Origin of the sequence: Achromobacter sp. JUb104 (genome assembly GCF_024806975.1) — a bacterium.
Classification (GTDB): Bacteria; Pseudomonadota; Gammaproteobacteria; order Burkholderiales; family Burkholderiaceae_B; genus Achromobacter; species Achromobacter spanius.
In genome coordinates, this window is the sequence record NZ_JANUEY010000004.1 from 240,633 (window position 1) to 266,747 (window position 26,115).

25 protein-coding genes and 1 tRNA gene are annotated in these 26,115 nt (G+C 65.2%); 13 read left to right on the plus strand and 13 right to left on the minus strand.

Features of this window, described 5'->3' with window-relative positions; translation table 11 throughout:
* Positions 1 to 7: 7 nt before the first annotated feature.
* The 9 genes from M2361_RS26940 to M2361_RS26980 form a co-directional block, all read right to left on the minus strand.
* Positions 8 to 913 carry an alpha/beta hydrolase gene (locus tag M2361_RS26940; RefSeq protein WP_259252843.1) on the minus strand — a complete coding sequence of 302 codons (906 nt, stop codon included), beginning with the start codon at positions 911 to 913 and terminating at the stop codon, positions 8 to 10.
* Positions 913 to 1,923, minus strand: a complete 1,011-nt coding sequence (locus M2361_RS26945; protein ID WP_050446760.1) for an ABC transporter ATP-binding protein — start codon at positions 1,921 to 1,923, stop codon at positions 913 to 915. Before M2361_RS26945 ends, M2361_RS26940 begins: the two co-directional genes overlap by 1 nt.
* Entirely contained in the window at positions 1,920 to 2,903 is a 984-nt protein-coding gene (locus tag M2361_RS26950; protein WP_259252845.1) for an ABC transporter ATP-binding protein, read from the minus strand. The genes M2361_RS26945 and M2361_RS26950 overlap by 4 nt, the downstream gene beginning before the upstream one ends.
* Positions 2,900 to 3,820, minus strand: a complete 921-nt coding sequence (locus M2361_RS26955; RefSeq protein WP_259252846.1) for an ABC transporter permease — start codon at positions 3,818 to 3,820, stop codon at positions 2,900 to 2,902. Before M2361_RS26955 ends, M2361_RS26950 begins: the two co-directional genes overlap by 4 nt.
* Positions 3,821 to 3,826: 6 nt before the next feature.
* On the minus strand, positions 3,827 to 4,804 hold the full coding sequence (locus M2361_RS26960) for an ABC transporter permease (RefSeq protein ID WP_259252847.1): 978 nt from the start codon (positions 4,802 to 4,804) through the stop codon (positions 3,827 to 3,829).
* A 102-nt stretch (positions 4,805 to 4,906) separates the two neighbouring features.
* Positions 4,907 to 5,878, minus strand: coding sequence for a succinylglutamate desuccinylase/aspartoacylase family protein (locus tag M2361_RS26965; RefSeq protein ID WP_259252848.1), 972 nt, complete (start codon positions 5,876 to 5,878; stop codon positions 4,907 to 4,909).
* Positions 5,879 to 5,971: 93 nt separating this feature from the next.
* On the minus strand, positions 5,972 to 7,585 hold the full coding sequence (locus M2361_RS26970) for an ABC transporter substrate-binding protein (RefSeq protein WP_259252849.1): 1,614 nt from the start codon (positions 7,583 to 7,585) through the stop codon (positions 5,972 to 5,974).
* Between the two features lie 356 nt (positions 7,586 to 7,941).
* Positions 7,942 to 8,175: a hypothetical protein gene (locus M2361_RS26975; protein WP_050446754.1), complete on the minus strand. Its 234-nt coding sequence runs from the start codon at positions 8,173 to 8,175 to the stop codon at positions 7,942 to 7,944.
* A 121-nt stretch (positions 8,176 to 8,296) separates the two neighbouring features.
* Positions 8,297 to 9,175, minus strand: a complete 879-nt coding sequence (locus tag M2361_RS26980) for an NAD(P)H-hydrate dehydratase (protein WP_259252850.1) — start codon at positions 9,173 to 9,175, stop codon at positions 8,297 to 8,299.
* A gap of 115 nt (positions 9,176 to 9,290) precedes the next feature.
* Here M2361_RS26980 and M2361_RS26985 point away from each other — a divergent pair, with 115 nt between their 5' ends.
* The gene (locus M2361_RS26985; protein ID WP_050446752.1) at positions 9,291 to 10,124 is read left to right on the plus strand and encodes an enoyl-CoA hydratase/isomerase family protein; all 834 of its coding nucleotides are present in this window, start codon (positions 9,291 to 9,293) and stop codon (positions 10,122 to 10,124) included.
* Positions 10,125 to 10,312: 188 nt separating this feature from the next.
* On the opposite strand, the gene M2361_RS26990 is transcribed toward M2361_RS26985, so the two are convergent.
* Complete coding sequence (locus M2361_RS26990) at positions 10,313 to 11,050, minus strand: enoyl-CoA hydratase-related protein (protein ID WP_259252851.1); 738 nt, start codon at positions 11,048 to 11,050, stop codon at positions 10,313 to 10,315.
* Complete coding sequence (locus M2361_RS26995; protein WP_259252852.1) at positions 11,047 to 12,018, minus strand: nitronate monooxygenase family protein; 972 nt, start codon at positions 12,016 to 12,018, stop codon at positions 11,047 to 11,049. The genes M2361_RS26990 and M2361_RS26995 overlap by 4 nt, the downstream gene beginning before the upstream one ends.
* Positions 12,019 to 12,222: 204 nt before the next feature.
* Here M2361_RS26995 and M2361_RS27000 point away from each other — a divergent pair, with 204 nt between their 5' ends.
* The 4 genes from M2361_RS27000 to M2361_RS27015 all read left to right on the plus strand — a co-directional run bounded on the left by M2361_RS27000 (position 12,223) and on the right by M2361_RS27015 (position 17,091).
* A complete protein-coding gene (locus M2361_RS27000; protein ID WP_100853347.1) occupies positions 12,223 to 12,846 on the plus strand; it encodes a TetR/AcrR family transcriptional regulator in 624 nt (207 codons plus the stop codon).
* 48 nt (positions 12,847 to 12,894) lie between these two features.
* The gene (locus M2361_RS27005) at positions 12,895 to 14,043 is read left to right on the plus strand and encodes an acyl-CoA dehydrogenase family protein (RefSeq protein ID WP_050446748.1); all 1,149 of its coding nucleotides are present in this window, start codon (positions 12,895 to 12,897) and stop codon (positions 14,041 to 14,043) included.
* 206 nt (positions 14,044 to 14,249) lie between these two features.
* Entirely contained in the window at positions 14,250 to 15,479 is a 1,230-nt protein-coding gene (locus tag M2361_RS27010; protein WP_230694995.1) for a CaiB/BaiF CoA-transferase family protein, read from the plus strand.
* A gap of 88 nt (positions 15,480 to 15,567) precedes the next feature.
* Positions 15,568 to 17,091, plus strand: a complete 1,524-nt coding sequence (locus M2361_RS27015; RefSeq protein WP_100853344.1) for a 3-hydroxyacyl-CoA dehydrogenase — start codon at positions 15,568 to 15,570, stop codon at positions 17,089 to 17,091.
* A gap of 212 nt (positions 17,092 to 17,303) precedes the next feature.
* Here M2361_RS27015 and M2361_RS27020 read toward each other — a convergent pair whose 3' ends face one another.
* The gene (locus M2361_RS27020; protein WP_259252853.1) at positions 17,304 to 18,272 is read right to left on the minus strand and encodes a cytochrome c5 family protein; all 969 of its coding nucleotides are present in this window, start codon (positions 18,270 to 18,272) and stop codon (positions 17,304 to 17,306) included.
* A gap of 231 nt (positions 18,273 to 18,503) precedes the next feature.
* Here M2361_RS27020 and M2361_RS27025 point away from each other — a divergent pair.
* Positions 18,504 to 18,578: transfer RNA gene (locus M2361_RS27025), tRNA-Arg, on the plus strand.
* Positions 18,579 to 18,863: 285 nt separating this feature from the next.
* Here M2361_RS27025 and M2361_RS27030 read toward each other — a convergent pair.
* Complete coding sequence (locus M2361_RS27030; protein WP_006217094.1) at positions 18,864 to 19,109, minus strand: hypothetical protein; 246 nt, start codon at positions 19,107 to 19,109, stop codon at positions 18,864 to 18,866.
* A gap of 199 nt (positions 19,110 to 19,308) precedes the next feature.
* Between M2361_RS27030 and M2361_RS27035 the strand changes: the two genes are divergently transcribed.
* From M2361_RS27035 to M2361_RS27065, 7 genes are all read left to right on the plus strand, one after another.
* On the plus strand, positions 19,309 to 20,433 hold the full coding sequence (locus M2361_RS27035) for a cupin domain-containing protein (protein WP_259252855.1): 1,125 nt from the start codon (positions 19,309 to 19,311) through the stop codon (positions 20,431 to 20,433).
* A 116-nt stretch (positions 20,434 to 20,549) separates the two neighbouring features.
* Positions 20,550 to 21,461 (plus strand): fumarylacetoacetate hydrolase family protein, encoded by a 912-nt coding sequence (locus M2361_RS27040; protein WP_100853341.1) that lies wholly within the window; start codon positions 20,550 to 20,552, stop codon positions 21,459 to 21,461.
* A 46-nt stretch (positions 21,462 to 21,507) separates the two neighbouring features.
* Positions 21,508 to 22,701: an ABC transporter substrate-binding protein gene (locus tag M2361_RS27045; protein ID WP_259252856.1), complete on the plus strand. Its 1,194-nt coding sequence runs from the start codon at positions 21,508 to 21,510 to the stop codon at positions 22,699 to 22,701.
* Positions 22,698 to 23,612 (plus strand): branched-chain amino acid ABC transporter permease, encoded by a 915-nt coding sequence (locus M2361_RS27050; RefSeq protein WP_054421256.1) that lies wholly within the window; start codon positions 22,698 to 22,700, stop codon positions 23,610 to 23,612. The genes M2361_RS27045 and M2361_RS27050 overlap by 4 nt, the downstream gene beginning before the upstream one ends.
* On the plus strand, positions 23,609 to 24,595 hold the full coding sequence (locus tag M2361_RS27055; RefSeq protein WP_100853339.1) for a branched-chain amino acid ABC transporter permease: 987 nt from the start codon (positions 23,609 to 23,611) through the stop codon (positions 24,593 to 24,595). The genes M2361_RS27050 and M2361_RS27055 overlap by 4 nt, the downstream gene beginning before the upstream one ends.
* Complete coding sequence (locus M2361_RS27060) at positions 24,585 to 25,355, plus strand: ABC transporter ATP-binding protein (protein WP_259252857.1); 771 nt, start codon at positions 24,585 to 24,587, stop codon at positions 25,353 to 25,355. The genes M2361_RS27055 and M2361_RS27060 overlap by 11 nt, the downstream gene beginning before the upstream one ends.
* The gene (locus M2361_RS27065) at positions 25,342 to 26,046 is read left to right on the plus strand and encodes an ABC transporter ATP-binding protein (protein ID WP_259252858.1); all 705 of its coding nucleotides are present in this window, start codon (positions 25,342 to 25,344) and stop codon (positions 26,044 to 26,046) included. Before M2361_RS27060 ends, M2361_RS27065 begins: the two co-directional genes overlap by 14 nt.
* The last annotated feature ends 69 nt before the right edge of the window (positions 26,047 to 26,115 follow it).

Sequence of the window (26,115 nt, forward strand, 5' to 3'; positions counted from 1 at the left end):
GGAGCGATCAGGCGACCTGCTGGCCGGCCAGGCGGGCCAGTTCGGCGTCGTCGGGCATCTTGCCGTCAAACCACAAGCTGGCGCAAACGGCCGACATGGCGCGGCCATCGTGGCCGATGCCGGGCACCACTTGCAGCGTCCAGCCGAACGGCACGCCACGGCGTTCGGCCTCTTGCTTGCCGAAGTCGTAGTAGTTCTGGGCGCGCGCGAAGCGGTGCGGGCCTTGGCGCATGGCGGCCGGTTCGGCCGGCAAGTTCGGGTCGTCGGTGGCGATGTCCTGATCGCCCGCCAGAATCGTCATGGGATAGGCCAGCAGCTTCACCAGATGCTCTTCGGTCAGGCCCACGCCGTCCATGCCTTCGGGGAACGGGTAGTCAAACGTCGGCAGCGTGTACCAGCCAGGGTTGCCCGCCGTCACGGCCTTGAACGGCGCGTGCGACTGGCTGCTCATCAGGCGGTGCACGAACTGCCCGCCCGCCGAGTGGCCGAACAGGTAGACGTTCTGACCGTCGGTGATTTCACCGTCGATCATGTCCTTGATGACGTTGCCCACCAGCGCATACGTCCAGCCGTCGATGTGGCGCGGGTTGCCGCCGGCCGAGAACACGCGGCCGTTGTTGTAGCTTTCAACGCCGGGCCAGATCTCGTTGGAGAACGTCAGCGCCACGATCAGCAGCTTGTGCTTGTCGGCGGCCTCGACCCAGAAGTCGCGGTATTCGTCGCCGTTGCGCAGCACGCCGTGCTGCACGATGACGACCGGGCGGTCGGGCGTATAGCCGTACGGGCGGTACGTTTGCAGCTTGAACGGACGATCCGAATTGCGGTCTTCGTCGATGTACTGGATGGTGTTGCGGCCCGCATGGCCCATTTCGATGGCGATGCGGTCCACGTTGGACATGTCGGAGGGTTTCATCAGGCGCTCGCTTCGTTCAGGTGACAGGCCGACCAATGGCCCGCCGAGATTTCTTTCAGGGCCGGCGCCTGCTCGCGGCAGCGCGGCATGGCGTGGGGGCAACGGGGGTTGAAGGTGCAGCCCGGGGGCGGATTCAGCGGCGACGGGATTTCGCCCTTGATCGGCGTGAACTTGCGACCACGGCGGGCCACGTCCGGCACCTCGGCCATCAAGGCCTGAGTGTACGGGTGGTTGGCTCGCGCGAAGATCTCGGCCGACGTGGAGATTTCCACGATCTTGCCCAGATACATGATCGCGACGCGATCCGAGATGTGCTTGACCACGCCCAGGTCGTGGCTGATGAAGAGATACGTAAAGCCGTGCTGTTCGCGCAGGTCCATGAACAGGTTGATCACCTGCGCCTGGATGGACACGTCCAGCGCGGCCACCGGTTCATCGCAAACCAGGAACTTGGGCGCCACCATCAGCGCGCGGGCGATGCCGATACGCTGGCGCTGGCCGCCGGAAATCTGGTGCGGAAAGCGGTCGCGGTATTCGGCGTCCAGGCCCACTTCCTTCAAGGCCTGGTCGATACGCGCGGGGATCTCGGCCGGGGGCGCCAGCTTGTGGACCTTGAGCGATTCGCCCAGGATCTGGCGCAGGCGCTGGCGCGGGTTCAAGGACGCTTGCGGGTCCTGGAAAATCATCTGCACGCCCAGCGTGTAGGCCAGCTTGTCGGCGCCGCGCAGACGCACGGCGTCGCGGCCTTGGTACAGCAGTTCGCCTTCGGTCTGGCGGTGCAGGCCGGCCACGACACGGCCCAGGGTGGACTTGCCGCAACCGGATTCGCCCACCAGCCCGACGACTTCGCCGCGCTTGATGGACAGGTCCACGCCGTTCACGGCATACACCGTGCGGCGGTCCAGCGGGCGGCCGGTCAGGGCCAGGATGCGCTGGGCCAGGTCGGGGCGCTGTTCGAATCGCTTGTGGACGTTCTTGAGCTCGATGACGGGAGTATCGGCTTGGCTCATGCTTGCTGTGCCTCGCGGGCTATCGGCACGTAACAGCGGTAGCTGCGCGGACCTTCGGTGGTAACGGAGGGGGCTTGTTCGGTGCAGCGCGGGATCACCTTGGTGCAACGCGGCCGGAATGCACAGCCCGACGGGCGGCCCGCCAGGCTGGGCGCCATGCCGTTGATCTGGTGCAGACGCGCGCCGGGCTGGGTGGCGCCGGGCATCGAATCCAACAGGCCCCGGGTGTAGGGGTGGCGCGGCGATTCCAGCACCTGTTCAACCGGGCCGCTTTCCACGATGCGGCCGGCGTACATGACGGCCACGCGGTCGGCCAGTTCGGCCACCACGCCAAGGTCGTGGGTGATCCAGATAAGCGCGGTGTTGTGCTCGCGGCAGATCTTTTGCATGCGGTAGAGAATCTGGCCCTGGATGGTGACGTCCAGCGCGGTCGTGGGCTCGTCGCAGATGATCAGGTCGGGCTTGTTCAGCATGGCGATGGCGATCGCCACGCGCTGGCGCATGCCGCCGGAAAACTCATGCGGGTAGCTCTTCAAGCGCTTTTCGGGCGACGGAATACCCACCATCTCCAGCGCTTCGCGGCAGCGTTCCTCGGCTTGCGCCCGGGACACGTTTTCGTGCGTGAGGATTGCTTCCATCATCTGCTCGCCGATGCGCAGCACCGGGTTCAGCGTCATCAGCGGGTCCTGGAAGATCATGGCGATGCGGTTGCCGCGCAACTGGCGCATCTGCTCTTCCGTGAGGTTGCGCAGGTCGGTGCCCTTGAACTTCACTTCGCCGTCGACGACTTCCCCGGGCGGATCGATCAGGCCCAGCAGTGAGAAGCCGGTGACGGATTTGCCGGAACCGGATTCGCCCACCAGGCCCACGATTTCGCCACGGCGCACGGTAAGGTCGACACCGTCGACAGCCAGATACGCGCCGGCTTCGGTATGGAATGCAGTGCGCAGTCCGCGCACATCAAGAAGAATGTCGCTCATGCTCGTCGGGGGTCCAGGCTTTCACGCAGGCGGTCGCCCACGATGTTGATGGAAAGGATCAGCACCAGCAGCGCAATGCCGGGGAACAGACTGATCCAGTAATCGCCGGACAGCAGGTATTGGAAGCCGTTGGAAATCAACAGGCCCAGCGACGGCTCGGTGATCGGCACGCCCACGCCCAGGAACGACAGCGTCGCTTCCAGCGCGATGGCGGTGGCGATCTGGATGGTGGCGAACACCATGACGGGGCCCAGGCAGTTGGGCAGCAGGTGAAACACCATGATGCGCCAGGCCGGAAAGCCCAGGTTGGCGGCGGCTTCCACGTATTCCTTGCGGCGCTCTTGCAGCGCGCGGCTGCGCATGATGCGGGCGTAGTGGCCCCACTGCACCAGCACCAGCGCCAGGATGACCTTGTCCACGCCGCGCCCCAGCACCACCAGCAGCACCAGCGCCACCAGGATGGTCGGGAAACCCAGGATGAAGTCGACGATGCGCATCAGCACCGTGTCGACCAGGCCGCCGATGTAGGCGGCGATCAGGCCGATGGCGCCACCGATGGCGGTAGCCAGCACCACGGCCGACAGGCCCACCATCAGGCTGATGCGCAAGCCATACAGGATGGCGCTGAGCATGTCGCGCCCTTGGTCGTCGGTGCCCAGCCAGGCGATGCTGCCGTCCATCAGCGCCTGGCGCGGCGCCAGGCGGCCGTCCAGCAGCGACAGGTTGGCCAGGTCGTAGGGGTTTTGCGGCGCGAAGTAGGGCGCGAAGACCACCAGGATGATCAGGATGGCCAGCGCGATCACGGAGCCGCGCACCGTGGGGCGCGCACGCAGTTTCTTCAGGATGGAGGCGCGCTGCGGGGTCTCGGCCAAAGGCTGGACGGTGCGAGTGCGGCCGGAATTGGGAATGTTAACCATGGCGGATTATTGAGCGGGGGCCACGAGCTGCACGCGCGGGTCGAGCGCGGCGTACAGAATGTCCACAACCAGGTTGATGACCACGAAGATCAGGGTGACCAGCATCACGTAGGCGACCACCACGGGGCGGTCCAACTGGTAGACGCTGTCGATCAGCAGCTTGCCCATTCCCGGCCACGCGAACACGGTTTCGGTGATGGTGGAATAGGCGATCAGGGTGCCGAACTCCATGCCGATCACGGTCACGACCGGGATCAGGATGTTGCGCAGGATGTGGCGGCGCACGATGCGCCCGGGCTTCACGCCCTTGGCCCGCGCGAATTTCACGTAGTCCTGGCTGCGCGCCTCGACCACGCCCGAGGCGGTCAGGCGCAGCACCAGCGCAATGTTGGCCAGCGCCAGGTTGATGGCCGGCATGATCAGGTGCGACCAGCCGTCGGCGGTCAGGATGGACAGGCGTATGCCCAGCACCGTGACGGTGTCGCCGCGCCCCGTGGCGGGCAACCAGCCCAGCCACACGGCGAACAGCAGAATCAGCATCATGCCCTGCCAGAAGTTCGGCAGCGAAAAGCCCAGCACCGACGACGCCATGATGCCGCGACCCAGGTAGTCGTCGCGGTACAGGCCGGCGACCAGCCCCAGCGGAATCCCGATCACACAGGTCAGCATGATGGCCACGACGACCAGTTCGAACGTGGCGGGGATGCGCTGCACGATCAGTTCAATAGCCGGGATGCCGTGCACGAAGGACGTGCCCAGGTCGCCATGCAGCGCGCGCCACAGGAACCCGGTGTATTGCTGCCAAACCGGCAGGTCCAGGCCCAGGCGGGCGATCATCGCCTCGCGAGCTGCCTGACTGGCTTCGGGGCTGACCAGCAGTTCGATCGGGTCGCCCACGGCATACACCGCGAAGAAGACCACGACCGAAACGGCCAGCAGTACGAACAGACTCTGTATCAGTCTGCGCAGGATGAACAAGGCCACGTGATGATTTCCTTGGTGGGCTCAGGGTTGCTTGGCGCCGAGTGCTTGCTTGGCGGGATTATTTGGTGGGTTTGGCCAACATGGCCAGGGTGTTTTCTTAAATCAAACGATAGCTTGCGCCAGGCGGACCACGGTGACGCCGGGCCGCAGGTTGGCCGTGGACGGCATGATCAGCACGCAGTCGTCATAAGGCGTGACGACGGCTTCGCCTTCGGACCAGCCAATGACGGTGCCCGCCGTGGCCAGGGTTTCCAGGCCCTTCCAGGGCTGGTCGAAACGGAAGTCCGCGCTTTTCGCGGCGATGGCGTGGGTGACGCGCAGCGCGCGTTGGGCTGCTTGTGCGGGCGCAATCCAGGCATCGGGGATATCGCCGCTGTCCACCGTGCCGGCTTCCAGCAGGAAGCGCGCCATCTGGTCCACTGCCACGCCGCGTGCTTCGGGGGCGCCGTGGAAGCCGCATTCGATCAGCAGCGAGCGCGTGCCGTTGTCACCCGCTTCGCCAAAGCGGCCGTAGTCGCGCATGCGCACGCCGGCGGCATGGCCGGCATCCGCGATGATGGTGGCGGGGTTGCCCAAGGCCAGCGCCAGGTCGATATTGCGCTGTTCCATGCCGGTCAATTGCAGCGGCACGTCGGAATTGCTCATGGAATGGAAGTCCAGCAGCCAGTCAGCTTGCTCCACCCACGGGCGAAGCTGCGCGGCGCGGCGGCGTTCCTGGCTGATGGGCACCGTCAGCTTGTCGTCGCTCCAGACGCGGTTCATGTCTTCGTCGACAAAACGCGCGGGCGCGTAATTGGTGGAATCGAAGCGGTCGAACGCTGCCAGGTTGCAAAAGGCTAGGGTCAGCGAGCCCCGGCGCGGACGCAGCCCGGCCGCAAGCGCTTCCTTCAAGGCCCAGGCACCGCACAGCTCGTTGCCGTGGATCAGCGCGCTCAACATCACCCGCTTGCCCGGCACGCCGGAGTCAAAATGCCAGACGCCGGGCGTCTCCGTATTGCCCAAGCGCTCCGACGACAAATCCGGACAGGCAAGAAGAAAAGGGCGGGGCTGGACCGCGGGCGTGGACGTGGGCATGGGGAACTCCGATGAAGCGGGGGAATTGTATAGGGATCCGGCAAAAGAAAACGGCTGCACGAGGCAGCCGTCTCACGGTTCAAGCGAACCAGATTACTTCTTTTCGGGCGTGACCGACGTCGCCAGCGTGTATTGGTCGCGGCGGCCTTCGTAGGTGATGCCCTTGCGGAACGCCCAGATGCTGCTTTCAAAGTGCAGCGGAATCAGCGGCACGTTGTCCAGGGCGATCTGGGTGGCTTGCTGCAACAGCTTTTCGCGCTTGGGCGCGTCAACCGTCACGATGGCTTCCTTGTAGACCTTGTCGAAATCGGCGTTGGAGAAGCCGCCGTAGTTGCTGGTGCCCAGGCTCTTGGGCGAATCCAGCGACGCGACCCACAACTGGAACAGCGCCGAGGCTTCACCCGTTTCCGCCGGCCAGCCGCCCATCGAGAAGCTGAATTCGCGCTTGGCGCGCTTGGGGAAATAGATGGAGGCCGTCATGGCGTCCACATTGGTCTTGATGCCGACGCGGGCCAGGTACTGGGCCACGGCCTGGGCGATCTGGCCGTCGTTGACGTAGCGGTCGTTGGTGGACGACAGCGTCAATTCAAAGCCGTTCGGGTAGCCGGCTTCGGCCAGCAGCTTCTTGGCGCCTTCCGGGTCGTACTTGATTTCCGGCGCCTTGGGCAGCGCGCCGAACATGCCGTCGGGCATGAACTGGTAGGCCGGGGTGGCCATGCCGTCCATGATGCGGGCGGTGATGGTCTTGCGGTCGATGGCCATCGAAATGGCCTTGCGCACACGCAGGTCCTGCAGCGGGTTCTTGCCGTCGGCGCTCTTGACGAACGGGCTCGGGTTGCGCGCCACGTCCGGCTGGAAGAACACCAGGCGGGTGGACGGCGTAGCGACGAAGCCGAACTTCGGGTTGTCCTTCAGGCGGGGCAGATCGCGCGCGGCGGGGTTTTCGATCATGTCGAAATCACCCGACAGCAGGCCGGTCAGGCGCGGGCCGGCGGACGGCACCGGCACGAACTTCACTTCCTTCCAGGCCGGCTTGTCGCCCCAGTAGTTCTCGTTGCGGACGAGCTCGATGCCGGTGCCCTTCACGTAGGACTTCAGGGTGTACGGGCCGGTGCCGATGGCATCCTTGCCGTTGTTGAAGTCGGCAACGGTGGGCCAGGCGCCGGTCACGCCGCAACCCTTCTTGGGGTCGAACGTCAGCTTGCCGTGTTCCACGATGCCGTTCCAGATGATGGGCAGCGAGCGGGCCAGCTCGGCGGGCATCAGCGGGAAGGGTTCGGAGGTCTTGATGATGACGGTGTGCGCGTCGGGCGTTTGCACGTCGGCGATGCGCTTGGTCATGTCCATGTAGGACTGCGACACGTTGGTTTCGTTGTTCAGCGTGCGGCAGATCGTGAACAGCACGTCTTCGGACGTGAACGGCTTGCCGTTTGAGAACTTGACGTCGTCGCGCAGCTTGAATTCCCAGGTCAGGTCGTCCAGGTTCTTCCAGGACTTGGCCAACTGGGGCGTGAGCTTCATGTCGGCGCTGCGGCCCACCAGCGAACTGTAGACGTGCGCGGAGAACGCATCGTTCTGCGTCATCTTGTGATAGTGGGGATCTGCCGAAGTGGGTTCGGCCGACAGGCCGATCTTCAGCGTCTGGGCTTGAGCGGCTGCCAAGGGAATGGCGGCGGCCACAAGGGCCAGGGTGGTGCGCAACTTCATGTGACAACTCCGGAGGGATAGCGAACCGGATCATGCCTGCGCGAAAACCACCGCCGCCGCGGCCGGACACTATTGTCGGCCGCGGTAAAACTAGGATGGGTTGGCGCCAGGCACGACGGCAAGGGGCCGATTATCAATAGGGGCTTCGCGCGTTGTCAATGAAGAACGGCGAATCTGGCGCTAGGGAAAACGCCGAGAGGAAGGGAACAAGCGGGGATGCTTGCCCGGGCGAGAGTGCCGAAAAAAGACACCTAACGCCTGTCATCGGGCGCTTGTCCAGCAAGCGGGCCGAAAACGACAGCGCGCCGGGCGAAACCGCGAATATCGATCGCGGTTTCAGCCCAGCGCGGCTGTTTTTACCACTGCGAGCCGGAGAAGCGCGAGCTGGCGGCGCGGGCCTTGTTCATCGATTCGTTCACTTCGTCGATGAAGGCAAACACGCTGGCGACAGCGGCGATCACGGCTTGGCCGGCCTTCTTCAGGCTGGTCAGCGGATGGGAATTGGGTTGGTTCTCGAGGGCGCCGCGCAGCAGGTCGCGCTCCAGCGCGTCGGTCAGGCGGGCAGTGCTATTCAGGGTCAGTTCGCTCATGGTCTTTCTCCAGTCCGTTTCGTCTTGGTGAAAACCATTATAGGGATAACCCTAGTTCGAAAGCAATGACCTTTCCAGGGAAAACCCTAGTATGTTGTAAAAATGTTTATTTGACGGGGACTTAGCTGCGGAAACTGCCCCAGTTTTCGTTGCGCAGGGCGCGGGCCGCGTCCGCGAGTTCACCCGCCGTCAAGCCGATGGGGCCGATTCCCTGGGCCACCAGCGCGTCGGCCGCGGCGCCATGCAGCCAGACCGCCCCGGCCACGGCTTGGTCCACCGGTAGCTTTTGCGCCAACAACGAGCCAAGCATCCCGGCCAACACATCGCCCGTTCCCGCCGTGGCCAAGCCCGGGTTGCCGCTGGTGTTGATTCGTATGTCGCCCGCCGGGCTGCAAACGACCGTGCCCGCGCCCTTAAGAACAATCCAGCCGTTGTAACGCTGCGCCAATTGCCGGGCGGCGCCGGGGCGGTCGGACTGGATCTGCGCGGTGCCGACGCCCAGCAGGCGCCCGGCTTCGGCGGGATGGGGGGTCAGCACGACAGAGCCCGCGCCCCAGTTGGGGCGGATGTCGCCCGTGGCCAGCAGGTTCAGGCCGTCGGCGTCCAGCACCAGCGGGGCTTCGCGCCGCAGCACGAACAATTCCGACAGCGCGTTTGCGGCAAGCGCATCCGTGCCGATGCCGCAGCCGGCCACCCAGGCGGTCACGCCCCAGTCCGCCTCCAGCAGCGAGCGGGCGTCGCGCAGCATCAGTTCGGGTTGCAGCGGGTCGCACGCCAGCGGTGCAGTGTCCTGGGCGAAGCCGACCAGCACCTTGCCGGCGCCTGTCTTCAATGCGGCGCGGGCGGCCAGCAGCGCCGCGCCCGTCATTCCCGGGCCGCCGCCCACCACGCCGACGGTGCCGAAGCTGCCTTTGTGCGTGTCCTGCCCACGCGGAGCGAACAGGGCGGGCAGGCTGGCGCGGTCGATGGGGGCGCCGACGGACGTGACGAGGGTGTTCATTGGCTGAGGCTCCGTGGGAAAGCGGCGGGGCGGGCGCCCGCGTATCCACTATAGTGCGCAAAAACGCGCCGGCCCCAAGGCTCGCGCAGCGGCTAAAGACAACGCGGAGTAGACAATGACTGATATCACGCTGCAACACTATTCAGCCTATGAATCCCTGAAGCTGCGCCGGCATCCCGGCGGGGTGCTGGAGGTGATCATGGGGGCCAAGGGCGGCCAGCCCGGCAAGCTGTCCACGGCGGACGACCGCATGCACCGAGAGCTGGCCGACATCTGGCGCGACATCGATACCGATCCCGACACCCGCGTGGTGGTGATCCGGGGCGAAGGCAAGGGCTTTTCGGGTGGCGGCGACCTGGAATTGGTGCAGCAGATGGCCGACGACTTCGACGTGCGTACCCGCGTGTGGCGGGAAGCCCGCGATCTGGTCTACAACATCATCAATTGCAACAAGCCCATTGTGTCCGCCATGCACGGCGCGGCGGTGGGGGCTGGGCTGGTGGCGGGTTTGCTGGCCGACATCTCGATCGCGGCGCGCGACGCGCGCATCATTGACGGCCATACCCGCCTGGGCGTGACGGCCGGGGATCACGCCGCCATCGTCTGGCCGCTGTTGTGCGGCATGGCCAAGGCCAAGTACTACCTGATGCTGTGCGAAACCGTGACCGGCGAAGAGGCGGAGCGGATCGGCCTGGTGTCATTGTGCGTGGACGAAGCCGAGCTGATTTCCCGCGCGTTCGAGGTGGCCAACAAGCTGGCGGCAGGCTCGCAGACGGCGATACGCTGGACCAAGTATTCGCTGAACAATTGGCTGCGCATGGCGGGGCCGAGCTTCGATACGTCGCTGGCTTTGGAATTCATGGGGTTTGGCGGGCCGGACGTGAAAGAGGGGATTCAGTCGTTGCGCGAACGCCGGGCGCCGAATTTCCGGCCGGATTCGCCGTTTTGAGGGGCGTTGTTTGATGGGTTTGCGCGGTCGGCGGCCGGGTTCTTTTGTCGGTTGTGCCGCGCCGCACCCATCCTACCTCAACCGTAGGATGGGTGAAGCGCGCATGACTCGACGTCAAAGCGCCAAAGCCCAACGCGCGTAACCCATCGATTGGCACCCCATCGCCGCGCAACCCATCGCCTCGCCCACTATTTCTTGAAAAACTTCGCGAACGCCGCCTGCGCTTCCTCGGTCTGCAACCGCGCTCGGAACTGCTGGGCCTCGTAATCCAGCGTTTCCTGGATGGCCTGGCGGTCCGCCCGCTTCATCATGGCCTTGGTCAGGCGCAGCGCCGCAGGCGGTTGGCGGACCAAATCAGCGGCGGTGGCCTGGGCCGCGGCCAGCGCCTGGCCTTGTGGCGTAACCGAAGTGGCCAAGCCAGCCTCGCGCGCGTCTTCGGCGGAAAACGCCTTGCCCTGCAACAGCCATTCGGCGGCGCGCCGCCCGGCCAGGCGGGGCATCAACAGGCTGGAGGCGCCCTCCGGGCACAGGCCCAGCGCCACGAACGGCATGCGCAGCGTGGCGCCTTCGCCAATGTGGACAAAGTCGCAATGCTGTAGCAGCGTCACGCCGATGCCGATCGCATAGCCTTCGACGGCGGCAATCACCGGCACGTCGGCCAGGGTCAGCGCCCGCAGGAACGTCAGCCCCGCGCTGTCACCCGCCCCGCGTTCGGCTTGAAAGTCGCGCAGGTCGTTGCCGGCCGTGAAGTGTTCACCCGCACCGGTCAGGATCACCGCCGAGATGGCCTGGTCGGCGCTGGCCAGCGAAATCTGTTCGGTCAGGGCGGCGTAGGTGGCCGTGTCCAGCGCGTTGCGGCGGTCCTGGCGGTCGATGACCAGGGTCAGCACCGCGCCATCCCGGCTGACTTTCAGGCCCGCGCTCATTCGAACGACCTGCCGTCCAGTTGCGCCTTGGCCTCGGCGTATTCGCGGCGCAGCGTGTCGACGATTTCCCGCGTGGGCAGCACGCTGGCGATGCCGCCCACGCCCTGGCCCGCGCCCCAGATGTCTTTCCACGGCTTGACGCGTGTCGATCCGAAGTTGGACGCGCCGCTGTCGGGCTGCGGCAGGTTGGCCGGGTCGAGCCCCGACGCGGTGATGCTCGCCTTCAGATAGTTGCCGGGAATGCCCGTGAAAAACGGGGTGTACAGAATGTCGGACGCGCTGGCCTCGACGATGGCGGACTTGTAGCCCTCGCTGGCGTTGGCTTCCTGGCTGGCAATGAAGCGCGTGCCCATGTAGGCGAAGTCGGCGCCCATGGCCAGCGCGGCCAGCACATGCGCGCCGGACGTGATGGCGCCCGACAGGATCAACGGGCCGTCGTAAAAACGGCGCACTTCGGACAGCAGCGCGAACGGGCTCAGCGTGCCCGCATGTCCGCCCGCGCCCGAGCACACCAGGATCAGCCCGTCCACCCCGGCTTCCAGCGCTTTCTCGGCGTGGCGCAGCGTGGTGACGTCGTGAAAGACCTTGCCGCCCCAGTCGTGCACGCCCTTGACCAGGTCTCCCGGCGCGCGCAGGCTGGTGATGATCAGCGGCACGCGGTGACTGGCGCACACGGCCAGGTCCTGTTCCAGGCGGTCGTTGGACTGGTGGATGATCTGGTTGACCGCGAACGGCGCCACGGCGGCGCCGGGATTCGCTTCGCGGTACGAGGCAAGCCCGGCCTGGACCTCGTCCAGCCAATCGGTCAAGAGGCTTTGCGGGCGCGCGTTCAGCGCGGGGAACGAACCCACGATGCCGCTCGTGCACTGCGCGATCACCAGTTGCGGGTTGGACACGATGAACATGGGGGCGCTGATGACCGGCAGGGACATCTGGCCATACAAATCTGTCACAAGAGAGTGGGGCATAGCGTCGTCGCGTTGTGTTCAGGTCAGTCCAGAAAAGGCGTCCCGCAATTGGGCCTTGAGCCCTGAAAGCGGATGTGCCTATAATTACCTACCGACCGTCCGGTAATTAATTAATCTTTATTTAACGGCATGCGCCGAACCGCTGTCAATGGAGGCCCGCGCGGCCTGCCCGCAGCCTCAGGCGCGGCCCTTGCAAAGGCTGTCATGGCGACCTCCGCCCCTCCCGCTCAGAAACGCGCCCGCGCTGGCCGGCCCCCCACGCTGGCAGCCCCGCGTGAACGCATCCTGGAAGAAGCCGCCAAGCTGTTCGCGCAAAGCGGTTACGACGGCAGCTCGGTAGCTGACCTGGCCGCCGCTATCGGCGTGTCCAAGGCGGCCATCTATCACTACTACACCACCAAGCAGGACATCTACGACGCCATCATCCTGGGCGTGTTGAACGGGCTGACGCAAAACGTCGGCCAGGATGTGGCCGATGCGCAGGGCGCCGCCGACCGGTTGCGCGCCTTCATGGTGGGCCACGCCCGCTACTTTGAACAGCACCATGCCGAATTCGTCACCATGCTGATCGGCTATTCCGGCATGGCGCTACCCGAACGCGAAGACGCCGCCCGCCTGCGCGACGGCTACGAAAAGCGCCTGCGCGAACTGATTGCCCAAGGCGTGGAGCAGGGTGTGTTCCGCCCGCTGGACGTGGCCGCCACCGGCCGCGCCGTGCTGTCCATGCTGAATTGGATGGTGCGTTGGTACAAGCCCGGCCAGGGCGACAGCGCCGAAGCCATCGCCGCCGGTTACTTCGATTTATTGGTTGGCGGCATGCGCGCCTGATCGCGCCGCCGTCCGGAAACGCATTGCTTATCTACTGAGACTTCCATCATGGCCCTCGACACCGAAACCCTGAACCTGTTGCTGGACGCCGTGCACCGCTTTGTGCACGAACGCCTGATTCCCGCCGAAGACGAACTGGCCTCTAGCGGCCAGGTGCCGCCGGACATCGTCAACGAAATGCGCGAGCTGGGCCTGTTCGGCTTGTCGATCTCGCCCGACTTCGGCGGCTTGGGCCTGACGATGGAAGAGGAAGTGCGCGTGGTGTTCGAACTGGGCCAGACTTCCCCTGCGTTCCGTTCGCTGGCCGGCACCAACATCGGCATCGGCTCGCAAGCCATCGTGCTGGCCGGCACCGACGAGCAGCGCGCGCGCTACTTGCCCAAGCTGGCCAGCGGTGAATTGATCGGCTCGTTCGCCTTGACCGAGCCGGACGCCGGTTCCGACGCCATGGCACTGCGTCTGTCCGCCGAGCGCGATGGCGACGGCTATGTGCTCAACGGCACCAAGCGCTACATCACCAACGCGCCCATCGCCGGCCTGTTCTCGGTGATGGCGCGCACCGCGCCCGAACGCCGCGCCAATTCCATTTCTTGCTTCCTGGTCGAAGCCGGCACGCCTGGCCTGATCATCGGCAAGCCCGACAAGAAGATGGGCCAGGCGGGCGCCTTGACCAGCGACGTGGTGTTCGACAACTGCCGCGTGCCCGCCAGCGCCTTGCTGGGTGGCGAAGAGGGCAACGGCTTCCGGACGTCGATGCGCGTGCTGGACAAGGGCCGGCTGCACATTTCGGCGCTTTGCGTGGGGATTGCCGAGCGTCTGCTGTCTGACGCGGTCAAGTACGCGCTGGAGCGCAAGCAGTTCGGCCAGCCGATTGCCGAGTTTCAACTGATCCAGGCAATGATCGCCGACAGCCAGGCCGAACTCTATGCCGCCCGCTGCATGGTGCTGGACGCCGCCCGCATGCGCGACCGCGGCGAGAACACCACCATGCAGGCCGCCTGCTGCAAGCTGTATTCGACCGAAATGGTGGGCCGCGTGGCCGACCGCGCCGTGCAGATCCACGGCGGCGCGGGCTATATGTCCGAGTACGCCGTGGAACGCTTCTACCGCGACGTGCGCTTGTTCCGCATCTTCGAGGGCACCTCGCAGATCCAGCAACTGGTGATCGCGCGCGAGACGATCAAGGCGCATTCCTGAGGCGGCAGCAAGCGGAAATCCGGCCAGAGTGTCCAAACAGCTAATATCCGGATTGACGAATGGTGCTCCGGGCGCGACCCTAACGGTCCGCGTCCGGGTATGACGCGCTGGCGGCCCGGGCCGCCGGCATGACGGAATTCCAGTCTGGCTTCGCGCGTGGCCGCAAGCCGGACGTTTTCATTTCTCATCTAGCGAAAAGACTACAGATGTCGCAACGTCCCGCTCCCCTTACCGGCATCCGCGTGCTGGACCTGACCCGCGTGCTGGCGGGCCCCTGGTGCACCCAGAACCTGGCCGACCTTGGCGCCGAGGTGATCAAGATCGAACGGCCCGGCGCGGGTGACGATACGCGCGCCTGGGGGCCGCCCTACCTGAAGGACGAAGCGGGCAACGACACCACCGAAGCCGCCTACTACCTGTCCGCCAACCGCAACAAGATGTCGGTGGCGCTGGATATCGCGTCGCCGCGTGGCGCAGAACTGGTGCGCGAACTGGCGCTGCAAAGCGACATCCTGGTTGAAAACTTCAAAGTGGGCGGCCTGAAGAAATATGGGCTGGACTACGAAAGCCTGAAGGCCATCAACCCACGCCTGATCTATTGTTCGATCACCGGTTTCGGCCAGACCGGCCCGTACGCCAGCCGCCCCGGCTATGACTTCATGATCCAGGGCATGGGCGGGCTGATGAGCATCACCGGCGAACGCGACGACCTGCCCGGCGGCGGTCCGCAAAAGGCCGGCGTGGCCGTGGCCGATCTGATGACCGGCATGTATTCCACGGTGGGCATCCTGGCCGCGCTGCTTGAACGCGCCAATAGCGGTTTGGGCCAGCACATCGACATGGCTTTGCTGGACTGCCAGGTCAGCATGATGGCCAATCAGAACTTGAACTTCATGACCTCGGGCGTGGCGCCCCAGCGCGCCGGCAACGCACACCAGAACCTGGTGCCGTACCAGGTGTTCGCCGCGGCTGATGGCCATTTGATCGTGGCGGTGGGCAACGACAGCCAGTTCCGTAACTATTGCGGCGCCATCGGGCTGCCCGAGTTGTCGGCCGATCCGCGTTTTTCCACCAACCCGCAGCGCGTGAAGAACCGTACGGAATTGGTGCCGCTGCTGGCCGAACGCATGGCCACCGGCGCGCGCGACCACTGGCTGGCCGCGCTGGAAGCTGTGGGCGTGCCGGCCGGCCCCATCAACACGTTGGACCAGGTCTACGAAGACCCGCACGTGCTGGCGCGCCAGATGAAGCGCGAACTGCCGCATCCGGCCGCCGGCAAGGTGCCGATGGCCGCCAGCCCGCTGAAGTTTTCCGATAGCCCCGTTGAATACCGCCGTCCGCCGCCCATGTTGGGCGAGCACACCGCGCAGGTGCTGGCGGAAAAGCTGGGCTTGTCGGCCGAAGACATCCAGGCGCTGGCACAAAGCCAGCCTTGATCGCGGCGGGGTGGCCGCGCGCCGCCCGCTTGCCACGCGCCATGCCGCGGCGCGCACCATCCATTCCAATACAGGCAGGAGAGAGTTGATGACGGAGATTCAAACCATCGGCGTCGTGGGCGCCGGGGCCATGGGGCGCGGCATTGCGCAGATTGCGGCGCAGGCCGGCTTGCGCGTGCGCTTGTACGACACCAGCGCCGATGCGGTTGCCGCCGCGCGCGAGTCCTTGCGTCAGACCTGGGACAAGCTGGCGCAAAAGGGCAAGCTGACCGCCGCCGATGCGCAAGCCGCCTTGGAACGTGTGGAGCCCGCCACCGCGCTGACCGACATGTCGGCCTGCCAACTGGTGGTGGAAGCCATCGTTGAACGGCTGGACGTGAAGCGCGACCTGTTCGCGGCGCTGGAAGGCGTGGTGTCGGAAGACTGCATCCTGGCGTCGAACACGTCGTCCTTGTCCATCACCGCCATCGCGGCTGCTTGCAAGCACCCGCGCCGCGTGGTCGGTTATCACTTCTTCAACCCGGTGGCGTTGATGAAGGTGGTTGAAGTGATCGATGGCCTGCGCAGCGCGCCCGAAGTGGGCGATGCGTTGGCCGCGCTGGCTCGCCGCATGGGTCACACGCCCGTGCGCGCCAAGGACATGCCCGGCTTCATCGTCAACCATGCCGGCCGTGGCATGAATACCGAAGGCCTGCGCGTGGCGCAAGAGGCCGTGGCCACCTTTGCGCAAGTCGATGCCGTGATGCGTGAGCAGGCCGGCTTCCGCATGGGGCCGTTTGAACTGCTGGACCTGACCGCGCTGGACGTGTCGCACCCGGTGATGGAATCCATCTACCGCCAGTTCTTTGACGAAGCGCGTTTCCGCCCGTCGCCGATCACGACCGTGCGCCTGGCGGGCGGGCTGATCGGACGCAAGGCAGGCGAAGGCTTCTACGTCTACGCCGACGGCCAGAAGCAGGTGCCGGCCGAGCCGCCCGTGCCGGCGCTGCCGGAAGGCCTGAAGGTCTGGGTCAGCCCCAAGCACGCGGAAGGCTACGCGCGCGCGTCGGCGCTGATCGAAAAGCTGGGCGCCACGCTGGTGACGGGTTCGACGCCCGACGCGGATGCGTTGATTATCGTCACGCCGTTTGGTGATGATGTGTCGACGTCGGTGTCTGCCCAAGGCTTGAACGCCGGCCGCACGGTGGGCCTGGATACGCTGTATGCCTTCGATGGCGCCAAGCGCCGCACCATCATGGTGTCGCCCGCCACCGAAGCCAAATGGCGCGACGCCGCGCACGCGCTGCTGGCCGCCGATGGCGTGCCGGTGACGGTGATCGAGGATTCGCCGGGCTTCATCGCCCAGCGCATCGTGGCCATGATCGTCAACATCGCCAGCGACATCGCGCAGCAGCAGATCGCCACCCCGGAAGACATCGACCAAGCCGTGACGTTGGGTCTGGGTTACCCGGTGGGCCCGTTGGCATTGGGCGACAAGCTTGGCGCCGACCGCATCCTGGAAATCCTGAAGAGCATGCAGCGCGTGACCGGCGACCCGCGCTACCGCCCCAGCCTCTGGCTGCAACGCCGCGTCCAATTGGGCCTGTCCCTGCTGAAATCATCAGCCTCGTAGGATGGGTGAAGCGCGCAAAAGTCGGCAGAAGAATTCCGATCGGCAACGCGCGCAACCCATCAAGCAGCGCCCAGAACTGCACCCGACCCCGGCAAGAAAAAACCCCCTGAAGAAGAAACTCAGGGGGTTTTTTTATTTGCGCGGTTGCTTGATGGGTTGCGCGCGTTGAAGCGGTGTTTCAGTGGCATGAAGCCTGCCGCGCTTCACCCATCCTACTTGGCGTGGTCGACCATGTATTGGACGGCTGCGCGGATGTCTTCTTCCGAGGCGTTGGCGGCGCCGCCCTTGGGCGGCATGGGCGGCTTGCCTTGCATGGCGACCTTCACCATGGCGTCCATGCCGGTCTTGATGTAGGGCGCCCAGGCGGCCTTGTCGCCAAACTTGGGCGCGTTGGCCACGCCGGTGGCGTGACAGGCGAAACAGACGCTCTTGTAGAGCTTTTCACCAGCCGGGTTGACGGCGGCGGCCTGTTGCGGGGCGGCCGGAGCGGGAGCGGCGGGAGCAGCAGCGGGTGCAGCGGCAGCAGGAGCGGCGGCAGTGGCGGCAGCAGCAGGAGCGGCAGCAGCAGGAGCGGCTCCAGATGCAGCGGCGCCAGGAGCGGCGGCGGCACCAGCAGCCGGCGCGGCGACGGCCGCCCCGGCGTCCGCTTCCTTCTTCGCGCCTTCTTCGGCGGGGGCGGCGGGTTCGGGCAGCGACGCGCCGGACTTGTTGGCCATATAGACCACCGCGCGCGCGACTTCGTAGTCGGACAGCGTGGGGTTGCCGCCCTTGGCGGGCATGCCGCCCTTGCCGTGCAGGGCCACGTTCAGCATGGTGTCGTAGCCGGCCTTGATGAACGGCGCCCAGGCTGCGTTGTCGCCCATCTTGGGTGCGCCGGCCACACCGGCGGTGTGACAGGCCGTACAGACGGCGGCAAAGACCTGTTCGCCCGTCTTGAAGACTCGGGGGGCGTTGGCGTCTACCAGTTCAAACCCCGCGACCGGGGCGATGCGCTTGGTGACGGCTTCGGGGGTCAGCGTATCCGAGCCGGCTCCGGTCTTGTTGCCGGAGACCACCATGTTCACCAACAGGATGATGATGGCGATTGGGATCACGAAAGACAGGACGATCGTGACGACCAGTTGCTTGGGGGTCTTGATGGGGGAGGAGTGCTCTTCTATGTGTTCCTGCTCGTTGCTCATGACCAAATCCTGCTAACGGGTGGGGCGCCTGGCGGCGGCAACAGAAAATCAGTAACTGCACAAATCGGCGAACCAGTCGGGCATCCGCCTGCAAGCAAACGCTGGATTATATAACGGTGTCAGGGACGCACGTCCAATGCATCTGACCGGGTTTTCGATGAGATTGACAGAAGATTTGATCCGCTTCATGCAGGCTATCGAAAACTAGGTACAATGTCGCCTCTTTGCGCTGCGCCCGTAGTTCAATGGATAGAATGAGAGTTTCCGAAGCTCTTGATACAGGTTCGATTCCTGTCGGGCGCACCACAAATCATGGCATGACGTGCAAATGCGGATGTGCAAATACGTGACGCGCAATGTGTGACGTGCACTACCTGATGTAGATACGTGGCTTAGAAAATCGAATCCCGGGATTCGACATTCGAAACCCGGGATTCATCAGCACATATAGATCAACGTCGACAGATCAACGTCGACAGATCAACATCGACACATCAGGGCGGCCATCCAGTCGTACGGCCATCAAGCTCCCTGAATAACAAACCCCCCTGGATTAAATTCGCTTCGACACGCGCGGCGGCATATTCGCGTTCAATCATCCAGCGACGGCACCGTGCCGATTTGCGTCAGGATGCGGGGCGATTCCATGTCGCCGGTTTCTTTGTCGATCCATACTTCATAAGCGGCCACGCCCGCGAATTTGGAGGCCATGGAATTGGCGATTCGGATGGCGCCGAATTCGCTGCTGGCCGGACGGATTTCCCCGGGGGCCACGCCGTTGGCGGCAGCGCGATAGGGCACGACGATGTACTGAACAAGATGAGCGGCTTCTGACACAGGTTTCTCCCTGGATGACAGGTTTTTTGGGCGAGCGAAATGTATCACGTCGCACTGTGTTTTTGTACAGTATTTTGAAGCGCCGCACCAACTAAATCTTGCGTGGCGGGAAAACCCCTAGCGGGCAATCGTTGCCCGAAATTCCGCTCGCCTCTATTATTTTCGAAAATCTTCACGGTTTTATAAAAAGAGGCAAGGGATGAAAGCGAACCGGTACGACGCCTATCGCGAGGACACCGCAGGCCGCGCTAATGTGGCGGACTCGCCCGAACGCATTGCCTATTACCAGGAGCTGGCGCGCCTGGAAACCGGCGCCTTGTGGACCGTGGCGAACAAGATTGAACCCTGGGCGCCGCGCTCGGCGTCGGTGCCGGTGGTGTGGCGCTACCAGGACTTGCGCGCGCATGTGCTGCGATCGGCCGAACTGGTGTCGCCCGAGGAAGCGGGCCGCCGCGTGATCTACCTGAACAACCCCGGCCGGCGCGACGTGGCCGCCGCCGTGGGCTGGTTGTATTCCGGCTTGCAGGTGATGCAGCCCGGCGAACTGGCCTCGGCCCACAAGCATTCGCATTCGGCGCTGCGCTTCATCATGGAAGGCCAGGGCGCCTACACCGTGGTGGACGGCCACAAGATGACCTTGGGCGCGAACGACTTCGTGCTGACGCCCAACGGCACCTGGCATGAGCACGGCGTGGCCGAAGACGGCACCACCTGCATCTGGCAGGACGGCCTGGACATTCCGCTGGTCAATGCCTTGGAAGCGGGCTTCTACGCCGTGCATCCCGACCTGAACCAGACGGTGACCCATCCGGTGGACGACACCAGCGCCGCCTGGGGCAACGCGGCCTTGCGCCCGCAAGTGTCAGGCTGGACCAAACCGTATTCGCCGCTCTTCAAGTACGAATGGGAACCCACTTACGAGGCCTTGCGCCGTTATGCGCGCACCACCGCCGGCAGCCCGTACGACGGCATCCTGCTTGACTACGTGAACCCCGCCACGGGCGGGCCGGTGATGCCGACCATTGGCGCCAGCATGCAGTTGTTGCGCCCGGGCGAACACACCAAGGCGCATCGGCACACGGGCAGCTTCATCTACCAGGTGGCCAAGGGCAGCGGCTTTTCCATCATCGACGGCAAACGTTATGACTGGACCGAACGCGACATCTTCTGCGTGCCGTCCTGGGCCATCCACGAACACGCCAACCTGTCCAGCAATGACGACGCCTGCCTGTTCTGCTTCAACGACCTGCCCGTGATGCGGTCGCTGGCGCTCTACCGCGAAGAAGCGGTCAAGGAAAACGACGGCCATCAAGTGCTGATCTAGCACCGCCACCCCTGTTCGAATTTTCATCCGCCGCGCGGGCCTTGTCCGCGCGCCTGGCTCAACTCGTCCTGACTTAACTCTTCCTACTCAACCCGTCCTGAATCAATGGAGTTCCTATGCGCTTGGTGACTTTTCGCGCTCATCCCACCGCTGCCGCGCGGCTTGGCGCGCTGGCCGAAGGCTATGTAATCGACCTGGCCCTGCTGGGCCGTGCAGGCGGCGTGGACCTGCCCGACGACATGCTGGCGTTCATCGACCTGGGCCCGGTGGCCGTGGCGCAGGCCAGCCGCCTGATGGACGCCTACCGTGGCGAGTGGCCCGTGGGCACGGCGCTGCCGCAAGAGAACGTGAAGCTGCTGGCGCCCATTCCGCGTCCGCGCAAGAACATCTTCGGCATCGGCCTGAACTACGTTGAACACGTGGCGGAATCCAGCCGTACGCTGGATACGTCGGCCGACCTGCCCAAGCAGCCCGTGATCTTCTCCAAGCCGCCCACCACCGTGATCGGCCCGGGCGACGCCATCGAGCACAACGCCAAGATCACGCAGCAGCTGGACTGGGAAGTGGAGCTGGCCGTGATCATGGGCCGCCGTGCCTCGCGCGTGGCCGAGGCCGATGCGCTGTCCTACGTGTTCGGCTACAGCGTCATGCTGGACATGAGCGCGCGCGACTGCCGCCGCGCCGGGCAATGGATCTATTCCAAGGGCCAGGACACCTACGCGCCGTTCGGCCCGTGCATCGTCACCGCCGACGAAATTCCGGACCCGCAGGTGCTGGACTTGTGGCTCACCGTCAACGGCGAAAAAAAGCAGGGATCGAACACGCGCCACATGCTCTTCAAGGTGCCGTTCCTGATTGCGGACATCAGCGCCGGCATCACGCTGGAACCGGGCGACATCATCGCCACCGGCACGCCGGAAGGCGTGGGCGCGGGACGCAAGCCGCAGGAATGGTTGTGGCCGGGTGATGTGGTGGTGGCGTGTGTGGAAGGCATCGGCACGCTGCGCCATCCGGTGGTGGCGGTCTAGCTCAGGCCTGCCGCCAGGCGGGCAACGCAGTCTTCAAGGGGAAAACATGATCAAGAAACAGAAACTGGGCGGCGTGGCTGCCGCGTTGTCCGTCGCGCTGGGCGCGGCCGTTGCGATGGGCGCCGCGCGCGCCGCAGAGCCCGTCAAGATCGGCTTCATCGCCACCTTGTCCACGCCGGCCGGCTACATCGGCGAAGACGAGCGCGACGCCTTCAACCTGGCCATCAAGGAAGGCGGCGGCAAGCTGGGCGGCGTGCCCGTGCAACTGGTCATCGAAGACGACGGCTTGAAGCCCGCCAACGCCAAGCAGGCGGCCGACCGCCTGGTGCAATCGGGCGTGAAGCTCTTTACCGGGGTGAACTTTTCCAACGTGCTGGCCGCCGTGGTGCCCGGCGTGGTGAAGTCGGGCGCGTTCTACGTGAGCCTGAACCCTGGCCCGTCGAACTTCGCGGGCGAAAAGTGCGACCCCAACTATTTTGTGGCGTCCTATCAGAACGACGCCTTCCACACGGCGGGCGGCGTGGCGGCCAATGAACTGGGCTACAAGCGCGTGGTGCTGCTGGCGCCCAACTACCAGGCCGGCCGCGACGCCATCGAAGGGTTCAAGCGCACCTACAAGGGCGAGGTCGTGGCCGAGATCTACACCAAGCTCGACCAGTCGGATTTCTCGGTGGAACTGGCGCGCTTGCGCTCGCTGGCGCCTGAAGCCATCTACCAGTTTCATCCGGGCGGCACCGGCATCAACTTCGTCAAGCAGTATGCGGCGGCGGGCTTGAACAAGAGCATCCCCATGCTGATGCCCAGCTTCTCGATGGACGCGCGCATGATCCAGGCCACGGGCGACGCGTCCTTGGGTTCCTACACCACGGGCATCTGGTCGCAAGACTTCAACAACCCGCAATCGCAGGCCTTCGTCAAAGCCTTCAAGGCAGCCTATGGCCGCGTGCCCACCGACTACGCGATGCAGGCTTACGACACCGCGCAGTTGATCGGCGTGGGTTTGAAGGCCACGGGTGGCGATCTGTCCAAGGCGGCGGAATTCCGCGCGGCGCTGCGCAAGCCCGACTTCACGTCCTTGCGCGGCAACTTCAGCATGAACACCAATCAGCATCCCATTCAAGACCTGTACCTGATGCGTATCGATAAGGACAGCGCGGGCGGCTTGGCACCGCATCTGGTTCGCAAGCTGGTGTCTGACGACAAGGACGCCTACGCCCAATTCTGCAAGATGCCGTCATGACGCTGCTGTTCGAACAACTGCTTAACGGCCTGCAGTTCGGCGCCATGCTGTTCATGCTGGCGGCCGGGCTGACGCTGATCTTCGGCATCATGGGCGTGGTCAACCTGACGCATGGCTCGTTCTACATGGTGGGCGCGTACTGCGCGGCCTATGCCATCGGCACCACGGGCTCGTTCCTGGCGGGCGTGCTGGCGGCGTTGCTGGGGGCGGGGCTGTACGGCATCTCCGTCGAAGTGCTGGTGATACGCAAGCTGTACAAGCGCGATCACCTGTACCAGGTGCTGGCCACCTTCGGCCTGCTGCTGTTTTCGAACGAAGCCGTCAGCCTGATCTTTGGCCGGCGTCCGCCGCTGGTGGGCATTCCGTCGTTCCTGGAAGGCGCGGTGACGCTGGCGCCGGGCTTTCAGTATCCGCTGATCCGCCTGTCGTTCATCGCCATCGGCGCCTTGGTGGCGGTGGGCTTGTGGTGGCTGGTGAACCGCACGCGCATCGGCATGCTGATCCGCGCCGGCGCGGATGACCGTGAAATGGTGGACGCGCTGGGCGTGGACATCCGCAAGCTCTACACGCTGGTGTTCGGGCTGGGCGCGCTGCTGTGCGGGCTGGCCGGCGTGATGGCCGCGCCGCTGCTGGCGGTGGAAATCGGCATGGGCGAACGCATCTTGATCACCACGTTCGTGGTCATTGTGATCGGCGGGGTCGGCTCGGTGCGCGGCGCGTTGGCGGGCGCCTTGCTGGTGGGCATGGTCGACAGCCTGGGTCGGGCCTTCCTGCCGCAGTTGCTGTCCACGATGTTCTCGCCCGCCACGGCGGACCCGCTGGCCGCCGGCATGGCGTCGGCCAGCATTTATGTGTTGATGGCGATTGTGCTGATCGCCAAGCCGGGCGGCTTGTTTCCGGCGCGAGGATGATGATGGCAAAGACACTTTCGAATCGCGCCCGCTGGGGCTTGGCCGGCCTGGTGGTATTGATCCTGCTGCCGGCCGCCGCGCTGGCTTCGGGCTCGCCGTTCCTGATTGGCGTGGTGACGCGCTTTCTTATCTACGGGCTGGCGGCGGTCAGCCTGGACCTGGTGATCGGCTACGGCGCCATGGTCAGCTTTGGCCACGCCATGTTCTTCGGCCTGGGTGGCTACGCGGTGGGCATCATTGCCTTTCACACGGCCGAGGCGGGGCCTATCTTCGGCTGGGCCGGCAGCAATGCCGCGCTGGTGGTGTGGCCCATTGCGCTGGCCGTGTGCGCGTTGGCGGGCTGGGTGTTTGGTTACCTGGCGCTGCGCACGCGCGGTGTGCAGTTCATCATGATTACGCTGGCCTTCGGGCAGATGGTGTATTTCATCCTGGTGTCGCTACAGTTCTATGGCGGCGACGACGGGCTGATGATTACGCAGCGCAACGTGTTGCCGGGCATCAATCTGGAAAGCCCCATGGTGTTCTATTACGTGTGCCTGGCGCTGCTGACGGCGTGGACGCTGCTGTGCATCCGCATCACTAATTCGCGCTTCGGCATGGTGTTGCAGGCGCTGCGCCAAAGCGAGCGGCGCGCGCTGAACCTGGGCGTTGCGCCCACGCCGTACCGCCTGAGCGCGTTCGTGCTGTCGGCGGTGGGCACGGGGCTGGCGGGCGTGCTGTGGGCCAATTATGCCGGGCTGGTGACGCCCGACATGGCGGCGTGGACGAAGTCCGGCGAGCTGATGGCGATTGTCATCCTGGGCGGGGTGGGCACCTTGCTGGGCCCGATCGCGGGCGCGGCGGTATTCCTGGGGCTGGAGCAGATGCTGTCGTCCCTGACCGAGCATTGGCTGCTGTACATGGGGCCGATCCTGGTGCTGGTGGTGCTGTGGGGCCAGAAGGGCCTGTTCGGCAAATTGCTGGAGACGCGCCATGTCGACTGACGCCCAAGCAAGCCTGTTGCGGCTGACGCAGTTGCGCAAGGCCTTTGACGCGGTGGTGGCCACCAATGGGGTGGACCTGGATGTGCGGGCCGGCGAAATCCACGCCATCATCGGCCCCAACGGCGCGGGCAAGTCCACGCTGATCGCGCAGATCTGCGGCGAGATCCAGCCCGACTCCGGCACCATCCATCTGGACGGGCAGGACGTGACCGGGCTGCGCGCGTTCGAGCGGGCGCGGCTGGGCCTGGGGCGTTCGTTCCAGATCACCGAGCTTTGCCACGAATTCACCGCGCTGGAAAACGTGATCTTGTCGCGCATGCTGAAGGACGGGCCCGCGTTTGGCGCCTGGTCCGATCCGCGCCGCGACGCCGGCCTGAAGGCCGAGGCCATGCAGTGGTTGACGCATGTGGGCCTGGCTGACCGCCGCCATGTGCGGTCGGCCGACTTGGCGCACGGCGAACGGCGGCAACTGGAACTGGCGGTGGCGCTGGCGCGCGTGCCGCGTCTGTTGCTGCTGGACGAACCCATGGCCGGCATGGGACCCGAGGAATCGGCACGCATGACGCGCCTGCTGCAAGGCATGAAGGGTGATTACGCGGTGCTGCTGGTCGAACACGATATGGACGCCGTCTTCGCGCTGGCCGACCGCATCAGCGTGCTGGTCTATGGCCGCGTGGTGTTCAGCGGCACGCCGGACGAGGTGCGCCGCCATCCGGAAGTGCGCGCGGCCTACCTGGGAGAAGAACATGTTGAAGGTTGACGGCCTGACGGGCGGTTACGGATCCAGCAAGGTGCTGTTCGGCATGTCGTTCGAGGCCAGCGAAGGCGAGGTGATTTCGCTGATTGGCCGCAACGGCATGGGCAAGACCACCACGGTCAAGACCTTGATGGGTATGTTGCCCGCCACCGGCGGCGCGGTGCAGTTCCGGGGGCAGACGCTGGGGCGGTCCGCGCCCAGCACGGTGGCGCGCCTGGGCGTGGGGTTGGTGCCGGAAGGGCGGCGCGTGTTTGGCTCGCTGACGGTGCAGGAAAACCTGGTGGCGACGGCGCGCCCGGCGGCGGGCGGGTCAACGAACGGCTGGGACCTGGAGCGCGTCTACTCCCTGTTCCCGCGCCTGAAAGAGCGCCGCGCGCAGTCGTCGCGCACCTTGTCGGGCGGCGAGCAGCAGATGCTGGTGGTGGGCCGCGCGCTGATGACCAACCCCAAGCTGCTGATCCTGGACGAAGCCACCGAAGGGCTGGCGCCGCTGATCCGCCAGGAGATCTGGCGTTGCCTGCGGTCGCTGAAGGCCGAGGGCCAGACCATTCTGGTCATCGACAAGAACCTGCCCGAAATGGCCACGCTGGTCGACCGCCACTACATCGTGGACAAGGGCCGCGTGGCCTGGTCGGGCAAGCCCGCCGAGCTGTCCGCCCAACCCGAATTGGCGCAGCGGTATCTGGGTATATGAGGCCGCCCGGCCTACCCGTGCCGCCCCTGGGCGCGAGTAGAATGGGCCGCCTGTGCGCGGATCAGCGGA